This window comes from Streptococcus sp. 2741, from assembly GCF_013276315.1.
Taxonomy (GTDB): domain Bacteria; phylum Bacillota; class Bacilli; order Lactobacillales; family Streptococcaceae; genus Streptococcus; species Streptococcus pseudopneumoniae.
This window is the reverse complement of the sequence record NZ_VMKU01000072.1, coordinates 1-22,208: the sequence shown is the minus strand read 5'-3', so window position 1 is coordinate 22,208 and position 22,208 is coordinate 1. Positions and strand designations below refer to the sequence as shown.

24 protein-coding genes and 1 pseudogene are annotated in these 22,208 nt (G+C 41.0%); 2 read left to right on the top strand and 23 right to left on the bottom strand.

Annotation, left to right across the window (positions count from 1 at the left end; translation table 11 throughout):
• Window positions 1-57: 57 nt before the first annotated feature.
• The 6 genes and pseudogenes from HT671_RS07745 to HT671_RS07725 form a co-directional block, all read right to left on the bottom strand.
• Entirely contained in the window at window positions 58-1,224 is a 1,167-nt protein-coding gene (locus HT671_RS07745) for a MalY/PatB family protein (RefSeq protein WP_000521386.1), read from the bottom strand.
• A gap of 7 nt (window positions 1,225-1,231) precedes the next feature.
• Complete coding sequence (locus HT671_RS07740; protein ID WP_000031969.1) at window positions 1,232-2,326, bottom strand: cystathionine gamma-synthase; 1,095 nt, start codon at window positions 2,324-2,326, stop codon at window positions 1,232-1,234.
• A 157-nt stretch (window positions 2,327-2,483) separates the two neighbouring features.
• Window positions 2,484-3,206 (bottom strand): ATP-binding cassette domain-containing protein, encoded by a 723-nt coding sequence (locus tag HT671_RS11685; protein ID WP_025170631.1) that lies wholly within the window; start codon window positions 3,204-3,206, stop codon window positions 2,484-2,486.
• Between the two features lie 186 nt (window positions 3,207-3,392).
• Window positions 3,393-4,127, bottom strand: a pseudogene (locus tag HT671_RS11680) (ABC transporter ATP-binding protein); the annotation flags it as partial.
• Between the two features lie 210 nt (window positions 4,128-4,337).
• Window positions 4,338-6,296 carry a peptide ABC transporter substrate-binding protein gene (locus HT671_RS07730; protein WP_000748867.1) on the bottom strand — a complete coding sequence of 653 codons (1,959 nt, stop codon included), beginning with the start codon at window positions 6,294-6,296 and terminating at the stop codon, window positions 4,338-4,340.
• A gap of 205 nt (window positions 6,297-6,501) precedes the next feature.
• Complete coding sequence (locus HT671_RS07725; protein ID WP_166736395.1) at window positions 6,502-8,124, bottom strand: polysaccharide biosynthesis protein; 1,623 nt, start codon at window positions 8,122-8,124, stop codon at window positions 6,502-6,504.
• 105 nt (window positions 8,125-8,229) lie between these two features.
• On the opposite strand from HT671_RS07725, the gene HT671_RS07720 reads away from it, so the two are divergent.
• On the top strand, window positions 8,230-9,675 hold the full coding sequence (locus tag HT671_RS07720; protein ID WP_023941017.1) for a UDP-N-acetylmuramoyl-L-alanyl-D-glutamate--L-lysine ligase: 1,446 nt from the start codon (window positions 8,230-8,232) through the stop codon (window positions 9,673-9,675).
• A gap of 47 nt (window positions 9,676-9,722) precedes the next feature.
• Here HT671_RS07720 and HT671_RS07715 read toward each other — a convergent pair whose 3' ends face one another.
• The 16 genes from HT671_RS07715 to HT671_RS07640 all read right to left on the bottom strand — a co-directional run bounded on the left by HT671_RS07715 (window position 9,723) and on the right by HT671_RS07640 (window position 20,454).
• Window positions 9,723-9,914, bottom strand: coding sequence for a CsbD family protein (locus tag HT671_RS07715; protein WP_000051182.1), 192 nt, complete (start codon window positions 9,912-9,914; stop codon window positions 9,723-9,725).
• A 100-nt stretch (window positions 9,915-10,014) separates the two neighbouring features.
• The gene (locus tag HT671_RS07710; RefSeq protein WP_023940244.1) at window positions 10,015-10,665 is read right to left on the bottom strand and encodes a DUF1803 domain-containing protein; all 651 of its coding nucleotides are present in this window, start codon (window positions 10,663-10,665) and stop codon (window positions 10,015-10,017) included.
• Window positions 10,649-11,161: a YiiX/YebB-like N1pC/P60 family cysteine hydrolase gene (locus tag HT671_RS07705; RefSeq protein ID WP_023940246.1), complete on the bottom strand. Its 513-nt coding sequence runs from the start codon at window positions 11,159-11,161 to the stop codon at window positions 10,649-10,651. The genes HT671_RS07710 and HT671_RS07705 overlap by 17 nt, the downstream gene beginning before the upstream one ends.
• A gap of 86 nt (window positions 11,162-11,247) precedes the next feature.
• Complete coding sequence (locus HT671_RS07700) at window positions 11,248-12,183, bottom strand: manganese-dependent inorganic pyrophosphatase (protein WP_138703115.1); 936 nt, start codon at window positions 12,181-12,183, stop codon at window positions 11,248-11,250.
• Window positions 12,184-12,268: 85 nt separating this feature from the next.
• Window positions 12,269-12,553, bottom strand: coding sequence for a GIY-YIG nuclease family protein (locus tag HT671_RS07695; protein WP_023940249.1), 285 nt, complete (start codon window positions 12,551-12,553; stop codon window positions 12,269-12,271).
• Window positions 12,543-13,292, bottom strand: coding sequence for a tRNA1(Val) (adenine(37)-N6)-methyltransferase (locus HT671_RS07690; protein ID WP_000390770.1), 750 nt, complete (start codon window positions 13,290-13,292; stop codon window positions 12,543-12,545). Before HT671_RS07690 ends, HT671_RS07695 begins: the two co-directional genes overlap by 11 nt.
• Window positions 13,293-13,345: 53 nt before the next feature.
• A complete protein-coding gene (locus tag HT671_RS07685; RefSeq protein WP_172923112.1) occupies window positions 13,346-13,705 on the bottom strand; it encodes a S1 RNA-binding domain-containing protein in 360 nt (119 codons plus the stop codon).
• A 1-nt stretch (window position 13,706) separates the two neighbouring features.
• Window positions 13,707-15,107 carry a bifunctional Cof-type HAD-IIB family hydrolase/peptidylprolyl isomerase gene (locus HT671_RS07680; protein WP_023940251.1) on the bottom strand — a complete coding sequence of 467 codons (1,401 nt, stop codon included), beginning with the start codon at window positions 15,105-15,107 and terminating at the stop codon, window positions 13,707-13,709.
• An 82-nt stretch (window positions 15,108-15,189) separates the two neighbouring features.
• Window positions 15,190-15,693 (bottom strand): GNAT family N-acetyltransferase, encoded by a 504-nt coding sequence (locus tag HT671_RS07675; RefSeq protein WP_138703114.1) that lies wholly within the window; start codon window positions 15,691-15,693, stop codon window positions 15,190-15,192.
• 171 nt (window positions 15,694-15,864) lie between these two features.
• The gene (rpsR, locus tag HT671_RS07670) at window positions 15,865-16,104 is read right to left on the bottom strand and encodes a 30S ribosomal protein S18 (RefSeq protein WP_000068664.1); all 240 of its coding nucleotides are present in this window, start codon (window positions 16,102-16,104) and stop codon (window positions 15,865-15,867) included.
• 31 nt (window positions 16,105-16,135) lie between these two features.
• The gene (ssbA, locus tag HT671_RS07665) at window positions 16,136-16,606 is read right to left on the bottom strand and encodes a single-stranded DNA-binding protein SsbA (protein WP_000609606.1); all 471 of its coding nucleotides are present in this window, start codon (window positions 16,604-16,606) and stop codon (window positions 16,136-16,138) included.
• An 11-nt stretch (window positions 16,607-16,617) separates the two neighbouring features.
• Window positions 16,618-16,908 (bottom strand): 30S ribosomal protein S6, encoded by a 291-nt coding sequence (gene rpsF, locus HT671_RS07660; protein WP_001151784.1) that lies wholly within the window; start codon window positions 16,906-16,908, stop codon window positions 16,618-16,620.
• Window positions 16,909-17,060: 152 nt separating this feature from the next.
• Window positions 17,061-18,407: an asparagine--tRNA ligase gene (gene asnS / locus HT671_RS07655; RefSeq protein WP_161802379.1), complete on the bottom strand. Its 1,347-nt coding sequence runs from the start codon at window positions 18,405-18,407 to the stop codon at window positions 17,061-17,063.
• Between the two features lie 16 nt (window positions 18,408-18,423).
• Entirely contained in the window at window positions 18,424-18,789 is a 366-nt protein-coding gene (locus HT671_RS07650; RefSeq protein WP_023937609.1) for a VOC family protein, read from the bottom strand.
• Entirely contained in the window at window positions 18,782-19,969 is a 1,188-nt protein-coding gene (locus HT671_RS07645; RefSeq protein WP_000777796.1) for a pyridoxal phosphate-dependent aminotransferase, read from the bottom strand. Before HT671_RS07645 ends, HT671_RS07650 begins: the two co-directional genes overlap by 8 nt.
• Window positions 19,966-20,454: a DUF5590 domain-containing protein gene (locus HT671_RS07640; protein WP_050261734.1), complete on the bottom strand. Its 489-nt coding sequence runs from the start codon at window positions 20,452-20,454 to the stop codon at window positions 19,966-19,968. The genes HT671_RS07645 and HT671_RS07640 overlap by 4 nt, the downstream gene beginning before the upstream one ends.
• Before the next feature lie 257 nt (window positions 20,455-20,711).
• On the opposite strand from HT671_RS07640, the gene HT671_RS07635 reads away from it, so the two are divergent.
• A complete protein-coding gene (locus tag HT671_RS07635; protein ID WP_050261735.1) occupies window positions 20,712-21,260 on the top strand; it encodes an NADPH-dependent FMN reductase in 549 nt (182 codons plus the stop codon).
• Between the two features lie 124 nt (window positions 21,261-21,384).
• Here the strand turns inward: HT671_RS07635 and yaaA are convergent, their stop codons facing one another.
• On the bottom strand, window positions 21,385-22,113 hold the full coding sequence (gene yaaA, locus HT671_RS07630) for a peroxide stress protein YaaA (RefSeq protein WP_023933180.1): 729 nt from the start codon (window positions 22,111-22,113) through the stop codon (window positions 21,385-21,387).
• Window positions 22,114-22,208: the final 95 nt, after the last annotated feature.

Genomic DNA, 22,208 nt, shown 5'->3' with positions numbered 1-22,208 from the left:
ATTTTCGCCTATGAAAATAGCCTTCTAGGAAGACTTTTCTCCTAGAAGGATGGATTTTTAACGTTTGGCAAAAGTAGCCACAATCCGCTGACAGACTTCTTGCAACAGAGATTTGGGCATGGCTATATTGATGCGGGCATGGAGACTTCCTTCCTCTCCAAAATCCAAACCACGGTTAAGGATAACCTTGGCTTCATTTCTCAACAACTCTTGCAATGTTTCATCAGTCAGGTCATAGGCTGAAAAGTCAAGCCAAATCAAGTAGGTACCTTGCGGTTTCATGACCTTGATTTTAGTCTCTTTTCCAAATAGATCCACCACATAATTGATGTGATCTTCAAAGACTTGCTTGAGTTCCTCTAGCCAATCTTTACCGTATCGATAGGCAGCTTCTGTCGCCAAATAACCCAAGCCTGAAATTTCATGCTGATTATTGGCCAACAGGCGTTTCTGGAAAGCCAGTCTCAACTTAGGATTTTCAATGACTGCATAGGAATTTTTTGTCCCAGCAATATTAAATGTTTTAGTGGCACTGCTCAAGACGATAGCAAAATTTTTGAAGGCAGGATTGATGGTATTGAAAGACTGGTGTTTGTGACCAAAGAGGGTCAAATCTTGGTGAATCTCATCTGAAACTAACAAAACACCGTGTTTTTGGCAGAGTTGGCCAATCTTCTCCAACACTTCTTTTTCCCAAACACGTCCACCAGGATTGTGAGGGTTGCAAAGAATATAGAGTTTAACCTCCTCTTCCACCAAATCCTTTTCAAGTTGGTCAAAGTCAATCTCAAACAGACCATCCTTTTCCACCAAAGAATTGGTAATCAATCTGCGGTTGTTCAACTTGACACTGCGAGCAAAAGGTGGATAGACAGGCGTGTTAATCAAAACCGCTTCGCCTTCTTTTGTGAAAGCTTGAATAGCTGTTGAGATGGCAGGTACAACGCCCTCGATAAAGACAAGAGCCTCTTTGTCAAAGTGATAACCGTGTTGTGTGGCTTCCCACTTTTGAACTTCCTTAATTAACTCTTCACTGGCATAGGTATAGCCATAGACCAATTGATCAGCGTAAGTCTGCACAGCTTGGCGGATTTCAGGCAAGACTACAAAGTCCATATCTGCTATCCAAGCTGGTAGAACTTCACTATCCGTTTCTGTTTCTTTCCATTTATAGGTATGATGCCCTAAACGATTGGGCAGGCTTGTAAAATCATATTTTCCCATCTTTATCTTATCCTTCCAAGGCTTGGCGCAAATCTGCAATCAAATCTCTAGCATCCTCAATCCCAATCGACAAGCGCAAGAGGTCATCTGTCAAACCGTAAGAATGGCGCACTTCTGCTGGAATATCAGCGTGGGTTTGTGTCGTTGGATAAGTAATAAGACTTTCTACACCACCCAAACTTTCCGCAAAAGAGAAGACCTTAAGACTGTTCAAAATATGTGGAATGCGCGTTTCATCGGCTACTTTAAAGGAAATCATGCCCCCACGACCAGTGTAGAGAACTTCCTTAACTACTGGAGAATCCTTCAAAAAGGCAACCACTTCTTGGGCATTGGCTGTTGAGCGCTCCATACGAAGAGACAAGGTCTTGAGACCACGAAGCAACTGGTAGCTGTCAAATGGAGACAAGACTGCCCCTGTCGTATTGAGATTGTAAAAGAGCTTCTCGTATAGTTCTAAACTATTGGTTACAACCACTCCAGCCAAGACATCATTGTGGCCTGCTAGATACTTGGTTGCTGAATGGAGAACCATATCTGCTCCATCTTCAATCGGACGTTGGTAGATAGGGCTATAGAAGGTATTGTCCACCACCACTTTGGCACCCTTAGCATGAGCCAATTTTGCTAGTTTTTCGATATCAAATTCCAACATTAAGGGATTGGTTGGGGTTTCGATATAGAGAACATCCACATCCTTTTCTAACTCGGCAATCAACTCTTCTTCTGTATTGGCATAGGTAAAATGGAAACGACCTTCCTGCTCCACTTGGTTAAACCAGCGAAAAGAACCACCGTAAAGATCACGCACTGCCAAGACCTTACTTCCTACTGGAAAGACGCTAAAGGCCAGTACAATAGCTGACATCCCTGAGCTAGTCGCTAGGGCATAGTCTGCTGACTCAATAGCCGCCAAGACTTCCTCAGCCTTACTACGAGTTGGATTTTTAGTGCGCGTATAGTCAAACCCAGTAGATCGACCAAACTCTGGATGCTGATAGGTCGTTGAAAAATGGAGCGGTGTCACCAATGCACCTGTCGCTTCATCTGACTTAATGCCCGCCTGGGCCAAAATTGTGTTAATGTGTAATTCCTTGCTCATACAATACCTCCAAATCTATAGTAACTATTGTACCACTTATTTTCATCAACTCATTTTCTTCTTTTCAAGAGCTAGCTATAGTTTCAAACTATATAAAAAGGGAGTTTTTCCTGCTCCCTTTAATAGACTATAAAATGGTGAATCTCAAAAGACACCTTCACTCTATCATTTGCTCCTGCACAAAACGAGCATAACGCTCATGATTTTCCAGTAGTTCCTTATGAGTTCCTGAGCCAGTGATTTTCCCCTCCTCTAAGAAGAAAATACAATCCACATCTTTTACCGTTGACAAACGATGCGCTATAATCACAACTGTCTTCTCCTTTAGTACAGAATAGAGGCTACTGATAATCGCATACTCAGAATCCGCATCAAGATTAGCAGTGGCTTCATCAAATATAAGAATTTCAGCATCTTTTAAGTAGGCTCTAGCTATTTGAAGTCTTTGGCTTTGTCCCCCTGACAAGAGTCGTCCGCGTTCACCAACCTCAGTATCTAGTCCCTCTTTCATGGAGCGAATCTCATCACCTAGTGATACTAAGTCTAGCACTTTCATCAATTCATCATCAGTTACTAAGCGATTCAAACCGAGACAAAGATTGTCACGAATACTGCCAGATAAGACTGCATTATTTTGTGAAACCCAAGCGATTTTACTTCTCCATTCTTTTAAGTTAAAATCATATATACTTGATTGCTCCATTAGAATATCTCCTGAAAGCGGTTTATAAAACCGCTCTAACAAACGCACAATCGTTGATTTTCCTGATCCAGATGGTCCAACAAAAGCAATTTTTTGCCCCTTGAAAATGGAGAAAGTAATATCCTTTAAGACAGGTCGATTTTCATCATAACCAAAATAGACATGGTTAAAATTCAACCCTTGTCCTGATACCGATTTTCCTCCCTCAAATTTTTCTTTAGGAACTGCAAGCAAGTTCTCCAGTGCAACTGAAGATCCCTTACTCCTAGAATAAACAGTTACAAAATTAGCTATATTACTAATAGGATTAAGTAATTGAAAGAGGTAAATCAAAAACGAAACCAAGGTTCCCACAGATATATATCCTGCGCTGACCCGATAACCCCCATAGGTTAGCATCACAGCTATAGTCGCAAAGATAAATAAGAGAGCAAACGGGGTCTCAAAAGAAGTAATCCTATCTGATTTCAGTGAATTGTTTTGTACCCTTTCAATACAATTATCCAAAACATCCTGTACACTTTTCTCTGCTTGGTTAGTCTTAATTAATTCATGTTCTTGAATCTTTTCAGTCAATTGCCCTGTTAAAAATCCGATTTCCTCCTGTAAACGACGACTATACTTTTCACTGATATTGGAAAGGGGCAAGATAATAAACATCATACAAGGAAGAGTGATGAATAAAAGTAGAGAAAGATTCCAATCAAGACTAAATAAGACTATGATGGAACCAAGTACCATAACTAAACTCAAAATAATATTTGGGAAAGTCGTAATTAAAAACTCACGAATGACACTCGTGTCATTGACAATGGCAGAAGTCAACTCCCCACTTTGGCTCTTATCAAAGAAGGATTTCTCTGCATAAATCAACCCCTCTATCACTTTTTTCCTGATTTTTGCTATCTTTTTTTCACCCGATTGACTAAACAGATAGTAACCAATAGAAGAAAACAAGGCTTGACCAATAAAAATCAAAAACGATTGAAATACTTTGGAACCTATATTTTCAATAGAACTCCCATCTATTAAACCCTTTAAGATAAGGGGAAGCAACAAAGCAAGTAGACTAGACAGAACAAGTAAGAAACTCCCCATAATCACCTTAGTATCTACTCTTAATAATTTTAATTTCATAAATACTCCTTATAATATTTCAACGGATAAAGTCGGGAATAACTCAATTTGAGGATAAAATCTAATAAATCTTCCTATAACAAAACGCATAACATCTAGGATTTTATATACCTGATATTATGCGTTTTTAAGCACAAAGACTTCTTACACAAACTTATCTACAATTAGATTTTATTTGACATGTTTTGCCAATTCTTCTTGGGCTTTTTTATTGGATTCTTCTTTTTCTTTCAACCATTTTTCTCTGGCTTTTGCATATTCGTCTGTTGTGACAATCTTATCTTGTACTTTGAGGTATTTATATGATTCAACCCCTTTATTACCAGCCAATGAATAAGGTGCTGAGAAAGGAACTGTTTTTCTCAAGCTAGGCGTTCCACCTAATGAAACATTTGGAATCGCTAGAGAACTATCTATCAACCATGCTTGAATATCAGCATATTTCTCATAACGTTTGGCTGGGTCTTGCTCCTTATTAGCCTCTTCCAACATTTGAGTATAAGTGTCAAGTCCAACTGCCTTAGCCTTGTCGTTGGCTTCACCAGGCTCGAGTCCAAGATTTTGTAGAACCCCACCATTCTTGACACTAAAGATATCAAGATAGGTTGATGGATCTAAGTAGTCAGGACCCCAACCACCATTGTAAAGGTCATAATCTTTTTGAGCTGCTGTTTGAGCAAAGTAACTTGAGTTATGATAGTCCTCTGTTGATAACTGTTGGATATCAATAACGACGTTCTCCGTACCTAAAGCTGCTTCAATAGATTGCTTCATAGAGCTTACTTCTTGAATCCCCTTCTTAGAAGCTTGGTCAACTGTCGCATCCAAATGAATAGGGAATTGAACTCCCTTAGCTTCTAGCTCTTTCTTGGCCTCAGCAAATTTAGCCTTGGCTTTCTCAGGATTGTAATAAGGGTCTTGACCATCCGCAAAGTTGATACCTTGCCATTCCTTACCATAATTGACCATCTTAGAGGCTACTACTTCACCAAAGTCTTTTCCCTTGATACTTACAAAGGTTGGAGGAACAACCAAGTTACGCAAAATCTTAGTCGCTCCGTCTTCTCCCTGAGTTTGAGCCCCATAGGCTGTACGATCATAGGCAAAGTTAATAGCTTGACGGAAGTTTTTATTAAGAACTGCTTCCTGAGCTGATTTCTTTTCAATGTCGGTCGTCTTAGAAGTAAATTTATAAGCTTGTCTATCTAGGTTAAAATTCCAGTAATAAGACGTAGCAGTCTGCATACTGTAGATGATATCATCTTTGTATTTTTCTTTAATCCCTTCAAAACTTGAACTATTTGGATAGAGACGAGCGTAGCTATAGGCTCCGTCTGTAAAATTACGAACAAGAGCATCTTGGTCACTACCATCATAGTAGGTCAATTTAACATCATCTACAAAGACATTTTTAGCATCCCAGTAGTTAGGATTTTTCTTGTATTCGATGACAGATTTTGAAACAAAAGCTTTCATCAAGAAAGGTCCACTGTACAAAATATTAGCAGGGTCTACCTTGCCAAAATCATCCCCTTTTGATTTTAGGAAATCCGCATTGACTGGGAAAAGAATGGTTGATGTCGTTTTTGAGTTCCAGTAAGGTTCTGGTCGAGCCAAGGTGTATTGAACCGTTTGGTCATCAAGAGCCTTGACACCGACAGTTGAAAAGTCGCTTGTTTTACCAGTGATATAGTCATCCAAACCTGCAACAGAGTCCTGCACTAGATACAAGGCTTCTGATTTTTTATCAGCCGCATATTGCAAACCTGTCACAAAATCTTGGGCAGTTACAGGAGCATATTCTTCTCCCTCAGAAGTAAACCACTTGGCATCCTTACGAAGTTTGTAGGTATAGGTCAAACCGTCCTTAGAAACACTCCAATCCTCTGCCAAGGATGGCACATAGTTCCCATATTGGTCATTTTCCATGAGACCATCTACCAGGTTGGTCACAATATCATTTGTTGTTGCGCGGTTTTCTGCTAGATAGTTCAAACTAGATGGATCACTTGAATAAACATAGTTATAGGTTTTTGATCCTGTGCTAGAATTTCCACACGCGCTCAATAAAATTCCTGTACCCAGGACAAGACCTGCCAAGGTTAGATATTTGCTCTTAGACTTTTTCATTTCCAGAACCTCCTGATTTAAAGATTTGTTTTATTATACAACGTTTAGTTTGTTTAGTCAATGATTTTGTCCAAAAAAATCGAAAAAGGCCTCATCTTCTACTCTTAAAAGATAATTTTAGCTGTTTTGACGCTAAAAAAAGGAATAAGTTTCAAGTTCTCCTAAAAGATTGTTCAACTTATTCCTTTTATTTATAAATGCTATCTTAAGAAAACTTAAATTTTGCTCGCAACTGGGCAGCTTTGGCCTGTCCAATAACCTTATCTAAGAGACGAGTATAGAGACTCATGAATCCGTAGAGTCCACCCCCCATGGCACCGACAAGAGCTACATAAAAGAAGCTCCACAAACGTCCACTTGGTTGGAAAACAAATCCTAACAGCCACTGGATGGTTCCTATTAACAGAAACATGACTAGGGTCAGCAAACTGATTAAAATGGTTCGCTTCACAATCACCTTGCGCTTAACACCCGTTACTTTACAAATATCCCGATACATCAAGACGTTAGGAATGATAAGAGCGATGGTTGTTGAAATCAAGGGACCATAACTGTGGAAAAGGGCGATGGTAGGCAGTTGCAAGACCAGCTTGGCAATAGAACCATAGATAAAATAGAGAACGGCCTTGCGGTTGCGGAACATGGCTTGAAGCATGGGGGACAAGACCATGTACAAGCCTAAAATAATAGACTGCAAAACTGCAAAGACAAATAAGCCCATAGCCAAACTGTCTGGCTTGCCATAGAAGACTGTATAAAGAGGTTCTCCTACCATAACCACTCCAACCGTTGCTGGTAGCAAGAACATAAAGAGTAGGGTGAGACTGTCCTGAACGAGACGAGAAGCTGCCTTCAAGTCCCCCTTGACATAGTTTTCTGTCAAAAGCGGCAAGCCTACACTCCCAATCGAAACCCCAACAGAAATCAAAATCATCGTGATTTTATTAGGATTGGCTGAGAAATAAGAAAACATGATAACCAAGTCCTCATTGCTGTAGTTGGTAAACCAGCTCATACTATTGATAAAGGTCAGCTGGTCCAAAATCTGGAAGAGCTGGATGGCAGACCCTGTCAAGATAAAAGGAATGGCTTCCTTAATGGTATCGATCAAAAGATGCTTGCTGTTAATCTTATCCCCTGTTTCAAGGACTCTTTTGAGTAAGCCTTCTTGGGCAAGGAAATAAATCAAAACTGCAAAACTAGCTACCATGCCGACAAAGGCAGCAAAGGTGGATTGGGTAACCGCTACTAGGTAATCTCCTGAACCAAGTTTCATAATGATAAAGGTTGCTAGGAGCATCCAGATAACACGAATGACCTGCTCAGCAATTTGGCTCATGGCATAAGGTTTGAGATTATTCATCCCTTGGAAAAATCCTCGGATAACACTCATAGACGGGAAAATCAAGACTCCCCAAGCCAAGCTTTGCATGATTGGGATCAAGTCTTTGCCCACGCCAGACAAGTCTGCTAGCCAAGGAGCAAAGAGATACAAAACTAAAGCAAAAACGAGGCCAAGTCCTGTCATAAATCCTAAAAAGCTCCGAATCAGGGCAAAGCTATGCTCTTCTTCTCGCATGGTATTGTACTTGGCAACTTGCTTGGCCACCGCAACTGGAATCCCTGCTGTTGAAACCAGCAAGAACCAGGCATAGATATTGTAGCCCATGGTAAAGAGACCATTTGCCGTAGCTGCATAAGATCCCATCCAGATGTACCAAGGGATAATATAGATGACCCCAAGCAGGCGACTGATAAAGTTACTAGCCGTTAGCCAAGCAGTCCCCCGTAACATCTGGGCCTGCTGGTGATTGTTTTCGTGCGACATAGATTCCTCATTCAATTTTGATAACTAGGAAACACTCCTTATCTTCCATTATAAACTTTTCCTTGTTACTTGTAAATTTGCGACTTTCGGTTTACAATAGAAAGTATGATAAAGATTGAAACCGTATTAGATATATTAAAGAAAGATGGTCTCTTCCGCGAGATTATCGACCAAGGACATTATCACTACAACTACAGCAAAGTTGTTTTTGATAGCATTAGTTACGACAGCCGAAAAGTAAAAGAAGACACTCTTTTTTTTGCAAAAGGTGCTGCCTTTAAAAAAGAATACCTTCTTTCTGCTATAACACAAGGCTTAGCTTGGTATGTAGCTGAAAAAGACTACGAAGTCGGTATCCCTGTCATCATTGTGAACGATATAAAGAAAGCCATGAGTTTGATTGCCATGGAGTTCTATGGTAATCCACAGGAAAAACTCAAACTCCTTGCCTTTACTGGTACTAAGGGTAAGACAACAGCAGCCTATTTCGCTTATAACATCTTATCTCAAGGGCATCGACCTGCTATGCTCTCGACTATGAATACAACTTTAGATGGCAAGACTTTCTTTAAGTCTGCATTGACAACTCCTGAGAGTATTGACCTCTTTGACATGATGAATCAAGCTGTGCAAAATGACCGTACCCACCTCATCATGGAAGTCTCCAGCCAAGCCTATCTGGTCAAACGTGTCTATGGTCTAACCTTTGATGTGGGAGTTTTCCTCAATATCAGCCCAGACCATATCGGCCCTATTGAACACCCTAGCTTTGAAGACTACTTCTACCACAAACGTCTCTTGATGGAAAATAGCCGAGCAGTCATCATTAATAGTGACATGGACCACTTTTCTGTCTTAAAAGAACAAGTGGCAGATCAAGACCATGATTTCTATGGTAGCCAATCAAATAATCAAATCGAGAATTCCAAAGCCTTTAGTTTTTCAGCTACAGGTAAACTCGCTGGAGATTATGATATCCAACTCATTGGCAACTTCAACCAAGAAAATGCCGTTGCTGCTGGACTTGCTTGCCTCCGTCTCGGAGCTAGTCTTGAGGACATCAAAAAAGGAATTGCTGCAACCCGCGTTCCTGGTCGTATGGAAGTCCTCACTCAGAAAAATGGAGCCAAGGTTTTCATCGACTATGCCCACAATGGTGACAGTCTCAAAAAACTCATCAATGTGGTTGAGACTCATCAAACAGGAAAGATTGCTCTGGTGTTAGGTTCGACAGGAAATAAGGGAGAAAGTCGTCGTAAGGACTTTGGCCTCCTCCTCAATCAACACCCTGAGATTCAAGTCTTTCTGACTGCTGATGACCCCAACTACGAAGACCCAATGGCCATTGCAGATGAAATTAGTCGCTACATCAATCATCCTGTTGAAAAAATTGCGGATCGCCAAGAAGCCATCAAGGCAGCTATGGCTATCACAAGTCAAGAATTAGATGCAGTTATTATTGTTGGTAAGGGAGCCGATTGCTACCAAATCGTCCAAGGCAAGAAAGAAGCCTACCCAGGAGATGCAGCCGTCGCAGAAAATTATTTATAAGATAATAAAAAAATCAAGGGAAATAAACCCTTGATTTTTTTATATCCTTATTTAAAAGCGTTTTTCAAACCTTCAACGGCACCTTCTACAGCACCTTTAGCATCTTCAACTACTTCTTTTGCCTTAGCAACTGTCTTTTCTACAGCACCTTCTGCTTCAGTCTTACCATCCCCAGTAACTTTACCAAATCCTTCTTTGATAGCGCCTGTTGCTTGTTCCAATTTGTTTTCAAGTGACATATGATTGTCTCCTTTAGTTTATTCCGATATGTGTTACCGGTTACGTATAGTTTATACTTAATCCTAAGGAAAGTCAAACAATGTGCTCAGAAACAAAATTTCACGCTAAGTAGAAAGTTAATCTCTCCTTGTCAAAATCGACGGTCAACTCATACTTCCCATCTTCCTTTTGGACAATATAACCTAGGACGACCAAACTATCCACAAAGATGTCTCGGCGTTTCTGCATCAGTTGATCTTTTTTGAGAAATTTTAGCAAAAAAGTTGTCATGTATTTGAGGGCATACTCAGGATTAACATCTCCTAAAATGTCATAGAGTTCCTGCTGTTTTTCTGTCAAAGGATACTGATGTTTGACCTTGTAGAAATAATTAGACAAGGTCATTTTTGATCTCGCAAAGTCCGTCTTTTCAACTAAAATAGCTGCATTGGTTTGATTGCGCAATTCCGTCTCAAAACTCTTCTGTAACAAGGCTTGATAGATCGGACTAGCTTCGCTGACAAAAATCTCTTGATCCAGTTCAAGACTATCGAGTGATTCAAGCATAGGAAGACTAAGGTAATAACGCTTATTTTCTCGTAGAATCAAACCTGCCTTTATATACTCTTCCATGAGTTTATCAACTGCATCATCTGGAAATTGAGCCTTAATTTCCCGTAGAATCACATCATCATGCTGGTCCAGATAGCGGATCAATTCTCTAAAAAATGGCTGTCTAGTCAAACGAGATGGATTAAAAATCTGAATCATGAAGATTCCTTTCTTTACATTGTAATAGAGGCGATGTTGCCAATTGACTGGGATTGGTCCCAGCTTGGTTCAGAGGCACAGGCAGACCTAGTTCTCTGTAATACTCTCTCCAAAAGTCACTAATCTCCTGCTCCCCATCCCCAAATTTCATGGGTATGGTTTCAAAAATCGGTAGGATTTCTGCCATGTACTGGGAACAGTAAAAACCTTCTCCATCTGGATAGAAAGAAGCATTGTAGGGAGCTCCAAGATGTTTACAAGCTCTTTCCTTCACCGAATGGATATCCATTTCTGGGTAAACATAGATGTCGTACAAATGATTGGGCTCAAAGAAGTCTGCTGGTTCTTGACAGACTACACCAAATTTTCCACTAGCATGGTAAATCATCCCATCCAAATAAATGGCAACATGGTTATAGTTGCCTGTGGAAGTCTGGATGGCCTGTCCCATATCTGAAAGATCCCTCACAAAAATTAAATCACCATTTTCTAACATGCTTCACTCCTAGAAAAAAAGGAGCTGAAACTCCTTTCGATATAAGGCAAACTATCCTTTCCGATTTTGAACTGACACTCAAAATCTTAAGCATTGAAGCTTTCAGTCAATTGAGGTACCACTTGTTTCTTACGTGAAACGGCACCAGCAAGGAAGGCGTGGTTGTCTGCAAGTTTAAAGTTGAAAGCTGCTTCAACCTTGCCCATATTAGCACCAAGTGCTAGGATTTCTGAGTTTGAGTTGACGATGTCTGTAATCATCAAGACAAAGTCAGAGTAGCCGTTTGCTGTGTTGGCAGCTTGCATTGCAGCTTCAATTTCTGCTTGGCGTTCCAATACTTCCGCGATGTCCACTGTGTTTACTTGGGCAACACGGACATTATTTCCATTGAGTTCAAAAGTCTTAGCATCGATGTCAATCAATTCGTCAGCAGATTTGCTAGCCAAGTTTGTACCAGCTTTCAGCATAGCCAAGCCATACTCTTCCAAGTTTACACCAGCCAATTCAGCCAATTCAGGAGCAATAATCTTATCTGTTGGATGTGTTGTTGGTGATTTCAAAAGAAGGGTATCTGAAATCAAACCTGAAAGCATCAAACCAGCAATCTCTTTAGGCACAGCTACACCATGTTCTTTGAACATACGATAAACGATTGAAGACGCTGAACCAACTGGCTCCAAACGCATGTAGAGTGGGCTTGCAGTTTCAAAGTTAGCCACACGGTGGTGGTCTACAACACCATAAACTTCTACTTCAGCGATATCTGATACAGATTGTTGGAATTCATTGTGGTCAGTCAAGATAACTTGCTCTGCTCCTTCTGCTTTGGCAGAAGTAATAACACGCGGTGCTTCTATACCAAAATAGTTCAAGACAAAGGCTGTTTCTTCATTTGGAGTTCCAAGAGCAACAGCTTCCGTATCCAAACCGTAAGCTTCTTTTGCAAGGTAGGCAAAGGCTACAGATGACCCGATGGCATCTGAGTCTGGATTTTGGTGACCAAATACTAGAATCTTAGACATGATAATACCTCATTTTGTTTATTCTCTTTATTGTAGCATTTTTTTCGCTTTTTGACAAAAGTAAGAGGAGTCAAAGGACTCCCCGCTACTCTTCAAAATAACTGAGTAAATTTCTATCTTGATTTTCAGATAAAAATCTTTCCTTCTGTGGTCGTTTCTTACGCTTGAGAAGGGCTTCTGCCGACATGGCTTCTTCCTTACTGGCAAAACCTTGAGCATAGATGAGTTTGACTGGCAAGCGTACTCGTGTGTATTTGGCTCCCTTCCCACTATTATGGACAGCGAGGCGTCTCTTCACATCAGTCGTATAGCCTGTATAGTAGGATCCGTCACGGCACTCCAGCACATACATATAAGCCTTATAATCCATAATAAATCTCTTCGAGTTCCGGCGTATAAGAGCCATCATCATTGTGAACAATGAGAGGTGGTAAGACCTTAAAGCCACTTGTTGAACCATCCTTGATAGCTTCAATCAAGAGCATATTGGCTTCCTTTTCCTTTTTTGGATAGACAAATTGCAGACGCTTAGGGGCTAGATTATGCCGTTGTAACGTATCCAAAATATCCAGAAGTCGATCAGGACGATGAACCATGGCCAAACGCCCATTAGATTTGAGAATACTCTGGGCACTACGACAGATTTCCTGCAAATTGGTCGTGATTTCATGTCGCGCCAAGAGATAATGTTCACTCTCGTTCAGGTTTGAATGAGGATCCACCTTGAAATAGGGCGGATTACACAAAATCATATCCACCTTACTTCCCTGGATATAAGCAGGCATATTTTTCAAATCATCACAGATGACCTCCATCTGCTCTTCCAAACCATTCAAACGGACAGAGCGTTCAGCCATATCCGCCAAACGCTCCTGAATCTCAACAGCCAAAATCTGTGCCTGAGTACGAGTGCTAGCAAATAGCCCCACCGCTCCATTCCCAGCGCAGAAATCCACTATCAAGCCCTTTTTAGGAAAACGTGGAAAACGTGACAAGAGAACACTATCCACCGAATAGCTAAAAACCTCTCTATTTTGAATGATTTTAATATCTGTTGAGAAGAGCTGGTTAATTCGCTCCCCTGATTTTAATAATTGTTCTTCTTCCATGGTTCTATTATAGCAGATTTATATTAACATTACAAAAAATATAAAATTCTAAACTACTTCTTCTTTTTTAAATAGTGCAAGGCTTCTCTAGTCCAAATTGGCATCATTCGTTTAAGAGGCGCAAAGCCGTAGTTAAAACGGTCGCTTGAAAAGCGTCTCCGTCTCGGAAACTGGTGCTTTTCTTCCTCCAAAGTGCGGATAGAAAGACTTGCTTTCCCTGTAAATTCATCTAAATCCACTACCTGAACTTGAACCTCTTCATCGACTTTCAAGGCTTCATGAATATTTTCAATAAAGCCTGTCCGAATCTCTGAAATGTGAATCAGCCCCGTATCACCTGTCTCTAGCTCAACAAAGGCACCGTAGGGCTGAATCCCTGTAATACGGCTCTTTAGCTTATCACCGATTTTCATCTTAGTCCTCGATTTCAATTGTTTCAATCACAACATCTTCAACTGGCTTGTCCATAGCCCCTGTTTCAACAGCAGCGATTGCATCCAAAACAGCGTAAGAAGCTTCATCAGCTAGCTGACCAAAAACAGTATGACGGCGGTCTAGGTGAGGAGTTCCTCCTTGGTTGGCATAGATTTCCGCAATCGGTTCTGGCCAACCACCACGAGCAATTTCTTTCTTAGAATAAGGTAGGTGTTGGTTTTGCACGATAAAGAACTGGCTGCCGTTAGTATTTGGACCAGCATTGGCCATAGAAAGGGCACCCCGGACATTGTAAAGTTCTTCTGAGAATTCATCCTCAAAAGATTCGCCGTAGATGGACTCGCCACCCATACCAGTTCCAGTTGGGTCTCCACCTTGAATCATAAAGTCCTTGATAATACGGTGGAAAATGACACCATCATAGTAACCATCTTTTGCAAGAGCTACAAAGTTAGCTACTGTTTTAGGAGCATGTTCAGGGAAAAGTTTAATACGCAAGTCTCCGTGATTGGTCTTAATAGTCGCGATAGGACCTTCTACTGTTTCAATGTCTACTTGTGGGAAATGCAATTCTTTTTCTACCATACCAAATCCTTCTAAGGCATCAAAAATGCCATCTTCTTCTAGTGCTTTTGTAATATAATCTGCTTTTTCTTTGATCTTATCATGAGAAATTCCCATTGCAACGCTGATTCCAGCATAATCAAAGAGTTCCAAGTCGTTGAGGCCATCTCCAAAAACCATGACGTTCTCTGGTTTCAAGCCAAGATGTTCCACAACCTTTTCCACCCCCGTCGCTTTGGAGCCTGAAATCGGCACAATATCAGACGAATGCTCATGCCAACGAACCATGCGAAGTTTGTCTGAGAGACTGTCAGGCAAGTGCAAGTCATCTCCTTTATCTTCAAAAGTCCACATCTGATAGATATTTTCTTTTTCATGGAAATCAGGATCTACATCTAAATCGGGATAAATTGGATTGATAGCTTCACTAATCATATCGGTACGAGTCGACAATTTGGCATCATGACTCCCAACCAAGCCATACTCTATTTCCTCTTGCTTGGCCCAAGAAATATACTCCTCAACATCTGACTTCTCAATCTGATGTTGATAAATAACCTGACCTTTTTTATCTTCGATATAAGCCCCATTTAAGGTCACAAAAAAGTCAGGATTCAGTTCACGAATCTCTGGTACAACACCAAAAATCCCCCGTCCAGAAGCAATACCTGTCAAGATTCCTTTCTCACGTAATTGCTTAAAAACAGTTGGGATTGAAGACGGAATAAAACCTGTCTTGGAATTTCGCAATGTATCATCAATATCAAAAAAGACAATCTTAATCTTTTTTGCCTTGTATCTTAATTTGGCATCCATCTCACTACCTCTTTCAATCTAACTCTTTCCATTATACCATAAAGTAGCTAAATCCCCTATTTTCAAAGAAATTCGCCATCTCTTATTCGAACTTCTTTGATAAGTACAGAACTAAATCATCATTATTTTGAATAGTAGCATTCATTTCCAAGGGTTGATTTCGATACCAGACACCTGTCCCATCTGGAATGTAGCCCCGTCTGATATACAATCTCTGGGCAGGTCCATAGCCTGAGTGCAAACCTACACCCAACGTCACTTTGTCTGAAAAAAACTTAACTCGATTTTCTGCCTCTTCTAGCAGTTGACTCCCAATCCCTTGATTTCGAAAAGGCTCAAACACATTAAAATCTGATAATTCTGGATAGACTTCTGCAAAAGGACCATGTTTAGCAGAGGGCAAAATGGTAACGTAGCCCGCTACAGCACCATCAATCTCTGCAACTAAGACTTCTCTCTCCCCACTTTCCTGTTCCAGAAAATATCTAGCCAAAATTTCCTCTCTACCAGGACAACCTTGATTCATAAATCCATGAGATAAGGATTCAATATCAGACTTAATCATATTTCTAATCGTACAATTCATCTTTGACTTACCCACCTTTACTCTTTCTATTACTATTATAGCACGCCAAGGTCAGAAAAAAACTATCTCGTGAAAAAAGACCCGTCGGGGTCTTAATTCACTTTCTTGTTTTCAAGCTCATGAAAAAGAGGTCCACTGGACCTGAAAAAAAGACCCAACCGGGTCTTTTCTTTAATCTTCGTTTACGAAAGGCATCAAAGCCATTACGCGAGCGCGTTTGATAGCTGTTGTTACTTTACGTTGGTTTTTAGCTGAAGTTCCTGTTACACGACGAGGAAGGATTTTCCCACGTTCTGAAACGAAACGGCTAAGAAGCTCAGTATCTTTGTAATCAACATATTCAATTTTGTTTGCTGCGATGTAATCAACTTTTTTACGGCGTTTGAATCCGCCACGACGTTGTTGAGCCATGTTTTTTCTCCTTTATAATTTTAGTTGTCCATTAGAATGGTAAATCATCATCTGAAATATCCAATGGATTTGTTGCTCCAAATGGATTTTCATCACGTGAAAAGTCTGGCACTGAATTTGTAGGTGCTGAATAGTTTGCAGTTGGGGCAGAGTAAGCTCCACCTGTATGACCTTCACGCACACTACGGCTTTCCAACATTTGGAAATTCTCAGCCACGACTTCTGTCACGTAGACACGTTGTCCTTGCTGGTTATCGTAACTACGAGTCTGGATACGGCCTGTCACCCCGATAAGTGAGCCTTTTTTAGCCCAGTTAGCAAGGTTTTCAGCCTGTTGGCGCCACATAACGACATTGATAAAATCAGCCTCACGTTCGCCATTTTGACTCTTAAATGTACGGTTTACTGCAAGAGTAAAAGTCGCAACTGCTACATTTGATGGGGTATAACGCAACTCAGCGTCACGTGTCATACGCCCTACAAGTACAACATTGTTAATCATAGTTTACCTTCTTACGCGTCAGTTTTGACGATCATGTGACGAAGAATGTCAGCGTTGATTTTTGAAAGACGGTCAAACTCTTTAAGAGCTGCATCGTCGTTTGCTTCAACGTTAACGATGTGGTAAAGTCCTTCACGGAAATCTTTGATTTCGTATGCAAGACGACGTTTTTCCCAAGTTTTTGATTCAACAACAGTTGCACCGTTGTCAGTCAAAATAGAGTCAAAACGTGCTACCAAAGCGTTTTTAGCTTCTTCTTCAATGTTTGGACGAATGATATAAAGAATTTCGTATTTAGCCATTGATATGTTCCTCCTTTTGGTCTAATGACCCCAAGACTTTGCAAGGGGTAAGTGAGGTTCGCTCACAATAAACTATTATACTAGAAAAAAATTTTTTACGCAAGTAAAAACTCTGGAATTCGAAAAAACGCCACATGGGCGTTTTCCTGTTCTTATGGTTTAATACGGTGTAACATACGTGGGAATGGAATGGCTTCACGGATATGTTTTGTTCCTGCTGCGAAGGTTACCATACGCTCGATACCGATACCAAATCCACCGTGTGGAACTGTACCGTATTTACGAAGGTCAAGGTAGAATTCATACTCTGTACGGTCCATGCCAAGTTCATCCATCTTAGCGACAAGGGAATCATAGTCTTCCTCACGCATAGAACCACCGATGATTTCTCCGTAACCTTCTGGAGCAAGCAAGTCTGCACAAAGCACGCGCTCTGGATTTCCAGGAACTGGTTTCATATAGAAGGCCTTGATGGCTGCTGGGTAGTTCGTGACAAAAGTTGGCACACCAAAGTGGTTTGAAATCCAAGTTTCATGTGGTGAACCAAAGTCATCACCATGCTCAAGATGTTCGTAGTCAGCGTCTTCATCATTCTCATGTTCTTGCAAGAGGTCAATGGCTTGATCGTAAGTGATACGTTTGAATGGCTCTGCAATGTAGCGTTTCAAGAGCTCTGTATCACGTTCCAAGGTTTCCAAGGCTTGAGGCGCACGGTCAAGAACACCTTGTAGAAGAGCTTTCACATAAGCTTCTTGCAAGTCAAGCGACTCATCATGTGTCAAGTATGAGTACTCTGCATCCATCATCCAGAACTCGGTCAAGTGACGGCGCGTTTTTGATTTTTCAGCACGGAAAACTGGACCAAAGTCAAAGACACGACCAAGAGCCATAGCACCTGCTTCTAGGTAAAGCTGACCTGATTGGCTCAAGTAGGCTGGCGTTCCGAAGTAGTCCGTTTCAAAGAGTTCTGTTGAATCTTCTGCCGCATTTCCTGAAAGAATTGGGCTGTCAAATTTCATGAAACCGTTCTTGTCAAAGAACTCATAAGTTGCATGGATAATAGCGTTACGGATTTGCATCACCGCTACTTGCTTACGAGAGCGAAGCCACAAGTGACGGTTGTCCATCAAGAAGTCTGTACCATGTTCTTTTGGTGTGATTGGGTAGTCTTGAGATTCACCGATCACTTCGATGTCTGTGATGTCCAACTCATAGCCAAATTTAGAACGTTCGTCCTCTTTGACAATACCTGTCACATAGACAGACGTTTCTTGGCTCAAGCGTTTGATAACATCAAACTTCTCAAGTCCTACTTCTTCACCAAATTTTTCGACAAAGTTTGGTTTAAAGGCTACACCTTGAAAGAAGGCTGTTCCATCACGCAATTGCAAGAAGGCGATTTTCCCTTTTCCTGATTTGTTGGCAACCCAAGCGCCAATCGTCACTTCCTGACCAACATAGTCTTTTACATCAATAATCGTTACACGTTTTGTCATTATTTTTCCTTTTTCTTTTTTATTCTTTATGGCAAACCACTTCTATATTGTTCCCATCTGGGTCAATCACAAAAGCAGCGTAGTAAATCGGATGCTCACTGCGATAACCAGGAGCCCCATTGTCTCGCCCACCTGCCTCTAAACCAGCCTCATAACAAGCCTGAACTTCTTCCTTATTTTCTGCTAAAAAAGCAAAGTGAATAGGATCTTGTGTCCCCTGAGCCAGCCAAAAATCACCACCAGGATGAGGGCTGTTCGGGGCAAGAAAACTGATTAGAGAACTAGTCTTAAAAGCCAATTTATAGCCCAAAGGAGCGAGAAAACTCTTATAAAATCCTTCTGAAATTTGTAAATCCTTTACCTTAATCTCAAAATGATCAATCATTCTCACTACCCATAAATGCTTTCAAGCGTTTAACTGCTTCTTTAAGCGTGTCTAGGTCTGTCGCATAGCTGAGGCGGACATTTTCTGGTGCTCCGAATCCTGCTCCTGTTACCAAGGCCACTTCGGCTTCTTCTAGGATAGCGGTTGTAAAATCTGTCACATCTGTATAGCCTTTCATCTCCATAGCTTTTTTGACATTTGGGAAGAGATAGAAAGCTCCTTGCGGTTTGAGCACTTCAAATCCTGGCACCTCAGCAAGAAGGGGATAGATGGTATTGAGACGTTCCTCAAAAGCCTGACGCATGCTTTCTACAGTATCTTGCTCACCTGATAGAGCCTCAACTGCTGCATACTGGGCTACTGCTGACGGATTCGAAGTTGTTTGACCTGCAATCTTGGACATGGCAGCAATAATGTTTGCTTCTCCAACGGCATAGCCAATCCGCCAACCTGTCATGGCATAGATTTTAGACACTCCATTGATGACCACTGTTTGCTTGCGAATTGCCTCAGATAGGCTAGAAATCGGTGTGAACTCATGACCATTATAGACCAAGCGCCCATAGATATCATCTGCTAGAATGAGAATATCCTTTTCTACAGCCCAGTTTCCGATTGCCAAGAGTTCCTCACGGGTGTAAATCATACCTGTCGGATTGGATGGCGAATTCAGCACCAAAACCTTGGTCTTGTCTGTGCGAGCTGCTTCTAACTGCTCTACGGTCACCTTAAAGTGATTATCTTCCTTAGCAGGAACAAAGACTGGCACACCTTCTGCCATCTTGACCTGGTCTCCATAGCTTACCCAGTAGGGGGTTGGGATGATAACTTCATCACCTGGATTGACCACAGCCATAAAGAAGGTATAGAGAGAATATTTGGCTCCAGCAGCGACTGTCACTTGATTTGGTGCTACAGAATAGCCGTAAAAGCGTTCAAAGTAAGTATTGACCGCTGCCTTGAGCTCTGGCAGGCCTGAGGTTACTGTATAAAAAGAAGCACGCCCATCTCGAATCGATGCAATGGCGGCATCTTGGATATTTTTTGGAGTAGTGAAATCTGGCTCACCCAAGGTTAGAGACAGGATATCTCTTCCCTCAGACTTGAGTGCTTTGGCACGAGCTCCAGCAGCCAAGGTCACACTTTCTTCCATTTCTAAAACACGGTTGGATAGTTTCATAGGCCCTCCTTATTGACCAATACTCCTGTTTCAAAATCTACTAGATAAAAATCAGAGCCTGACTTGACTTCCCAGATTGGTTTGTCTTGATAACGGCCAAAGGTAATCTTGTCAATCTCGCCAGCTCCTTTTTCCTTCGAAACAGCTTCTGCTTTTTCTTGTGAAACACCTTGATTTAGCTGATAAACGTAAATCTTGTGGTCATCTTTTCCAATCAGGACAGCAAGTGCTTCTTGTTTTTTATTACGGCCAAGAACGCTATAATAGGATTCCAAGCCATTGTATAAGTCAACCTGATCAGCCTGCTCTAATCCTGCATACTGCTGAGCTAATTTTTCTCCTTCACTTTTAGCTGTTTGATAAGGTTTCATACTCAGAAACACTAGATACAGAAAGGAAGCACTGATAACCACAAACAAAATCGTCATCCCTAGACCATACTGCCACAGTAGATTATTTTTTACTTTGTTTTGTCTTTTTTTCACTCGTCTATTTTACCATCTATTGGGCTTTATTACAAGTGAATGCAAGAACAATCGCACTTTATTTCTTCCTTCAAACAAAACCGATTTTGAAAGTGAAACAGTTCTTACTTTTTCAGTCACAAATGACTAGAGTTTCCGAAATTTTACAATTTTCAAATAAACTCTGAGCAAATTTCTTGCAAGTTGTTTTGCTTTGTTGTAATATATTTTATAACAACGAGAGAATTCTCGAAATTTTAAGAAAAAGGAGACACATCATGTCTAAAAAAGTATTATTTATCGTCGGATCACTACGTCAAGGTTCTTTCAACCACCAAATGGCGCTCGAAGCTGAGAAAGCACTTGCTGGTAAAGCGGAAGTTAGCTACCTTGATTATTCAGCCCTTCCTCTCTTCAGTCAAGATTTGGAAGTTCCAACACATCCAGCTGTAGCTGCTGCTCGTGAAGCAGTTCTCGTTGCGGATGCTATCTGGATTTTCTCTCCAGTCTACAACTTCTCTATCCCTGGTACAGTGAAAAACTTGCTTGACTGGCTATCTCGTGCCCTTGACTTGTCTGATACACGTGGCGTTTCTGCCCTTCAAGACAAGTTTGTCACCGTATCATCTGTAGCCAATGCAGGGCACGATCAACTTTTCGCTATCTACAAAGACCTCTTGCCATTTATCCGTACACAAGGCGTTGGTGATTTCACTGCTGCACGTGTTAATGACTCTGCTTGGGCAGACGGAAAATTGGTTCTTGAAGAAACAGTCCTAAGCTCACTTGAAAAACAAGCGGAAGACTTGGTCAATGCTATCAAGTAACTAATATAATAAAAGCGAACAAGACTACTTTTCTGACACTCAGAAGACTAGCTTGTTCGCTTTTTTTCATTTATAAACTAAAATAGCTGATGATACATATTGCCAAATACAAAATATCTGATTTCTATACTTCCTTAACAAAAACCAATTCCTGTGGCTGGGACAGATCTTCTCGGTAGGTAAATCCTGCAAAGCTTAAGCGACGAGCTTCCTCCACCGTCTGTACTTGATTTTCTATCAGGGCTGTCAGGAAGGCACCACGCGCTTTCTTGGAAATGGTTGAGTGAATTTTCAGCTGACCGCCTCTATCCTCCATAAATTTGAAGATCACCATTTTTTCTCTGATTTCCTTAGAAAATACCGTCTCAAACTCGGACGACAAGAGGGAGAAAATCACTTCTTCCTGCTTCACAGCTTCATCATAGGCTGCCTTCCAATGACTCTTTAAAGTCTTACCAGCGACTTTTAACTTCATCAAAAAGTCCAAACGGTGAGGGGCCATAGATGACAAGGCTGGAACGACACCGTACAAAGCCGAAGTAATAAAGACATGATTTTCAAGATAGGCTTGTTCCGCCTCGGTCAACTTATCTCGCTTGATATGGCGGTACATAAGCCCATCAAAAAGTTTAAGAGCTGGGTAGTGTTGAGCAGTTTGCCTTTTCAAAGCTTGGATATTTTGACATTCTTCCGCAGCCTTCTCGGCTGATACCTTATAAAAACTCTCCAATTGACTAGCAGAATAGAGGGCCAAGGCATCCAGCACGGCCTGACTTTCTGGTATTAAAGGTGTTGCCTCGATACTCGGCAAGTCTGTGTTCATTTCTTTTGCTGTAGGGATTAAAATTTTCATATTGATAGTGTAGCATATTTTTTAGCCACAACCAAGAAATTCATCTGATACTCAATGAAAATCAAAGAACAAACTAGGAAACTAGCCGCAGGTTG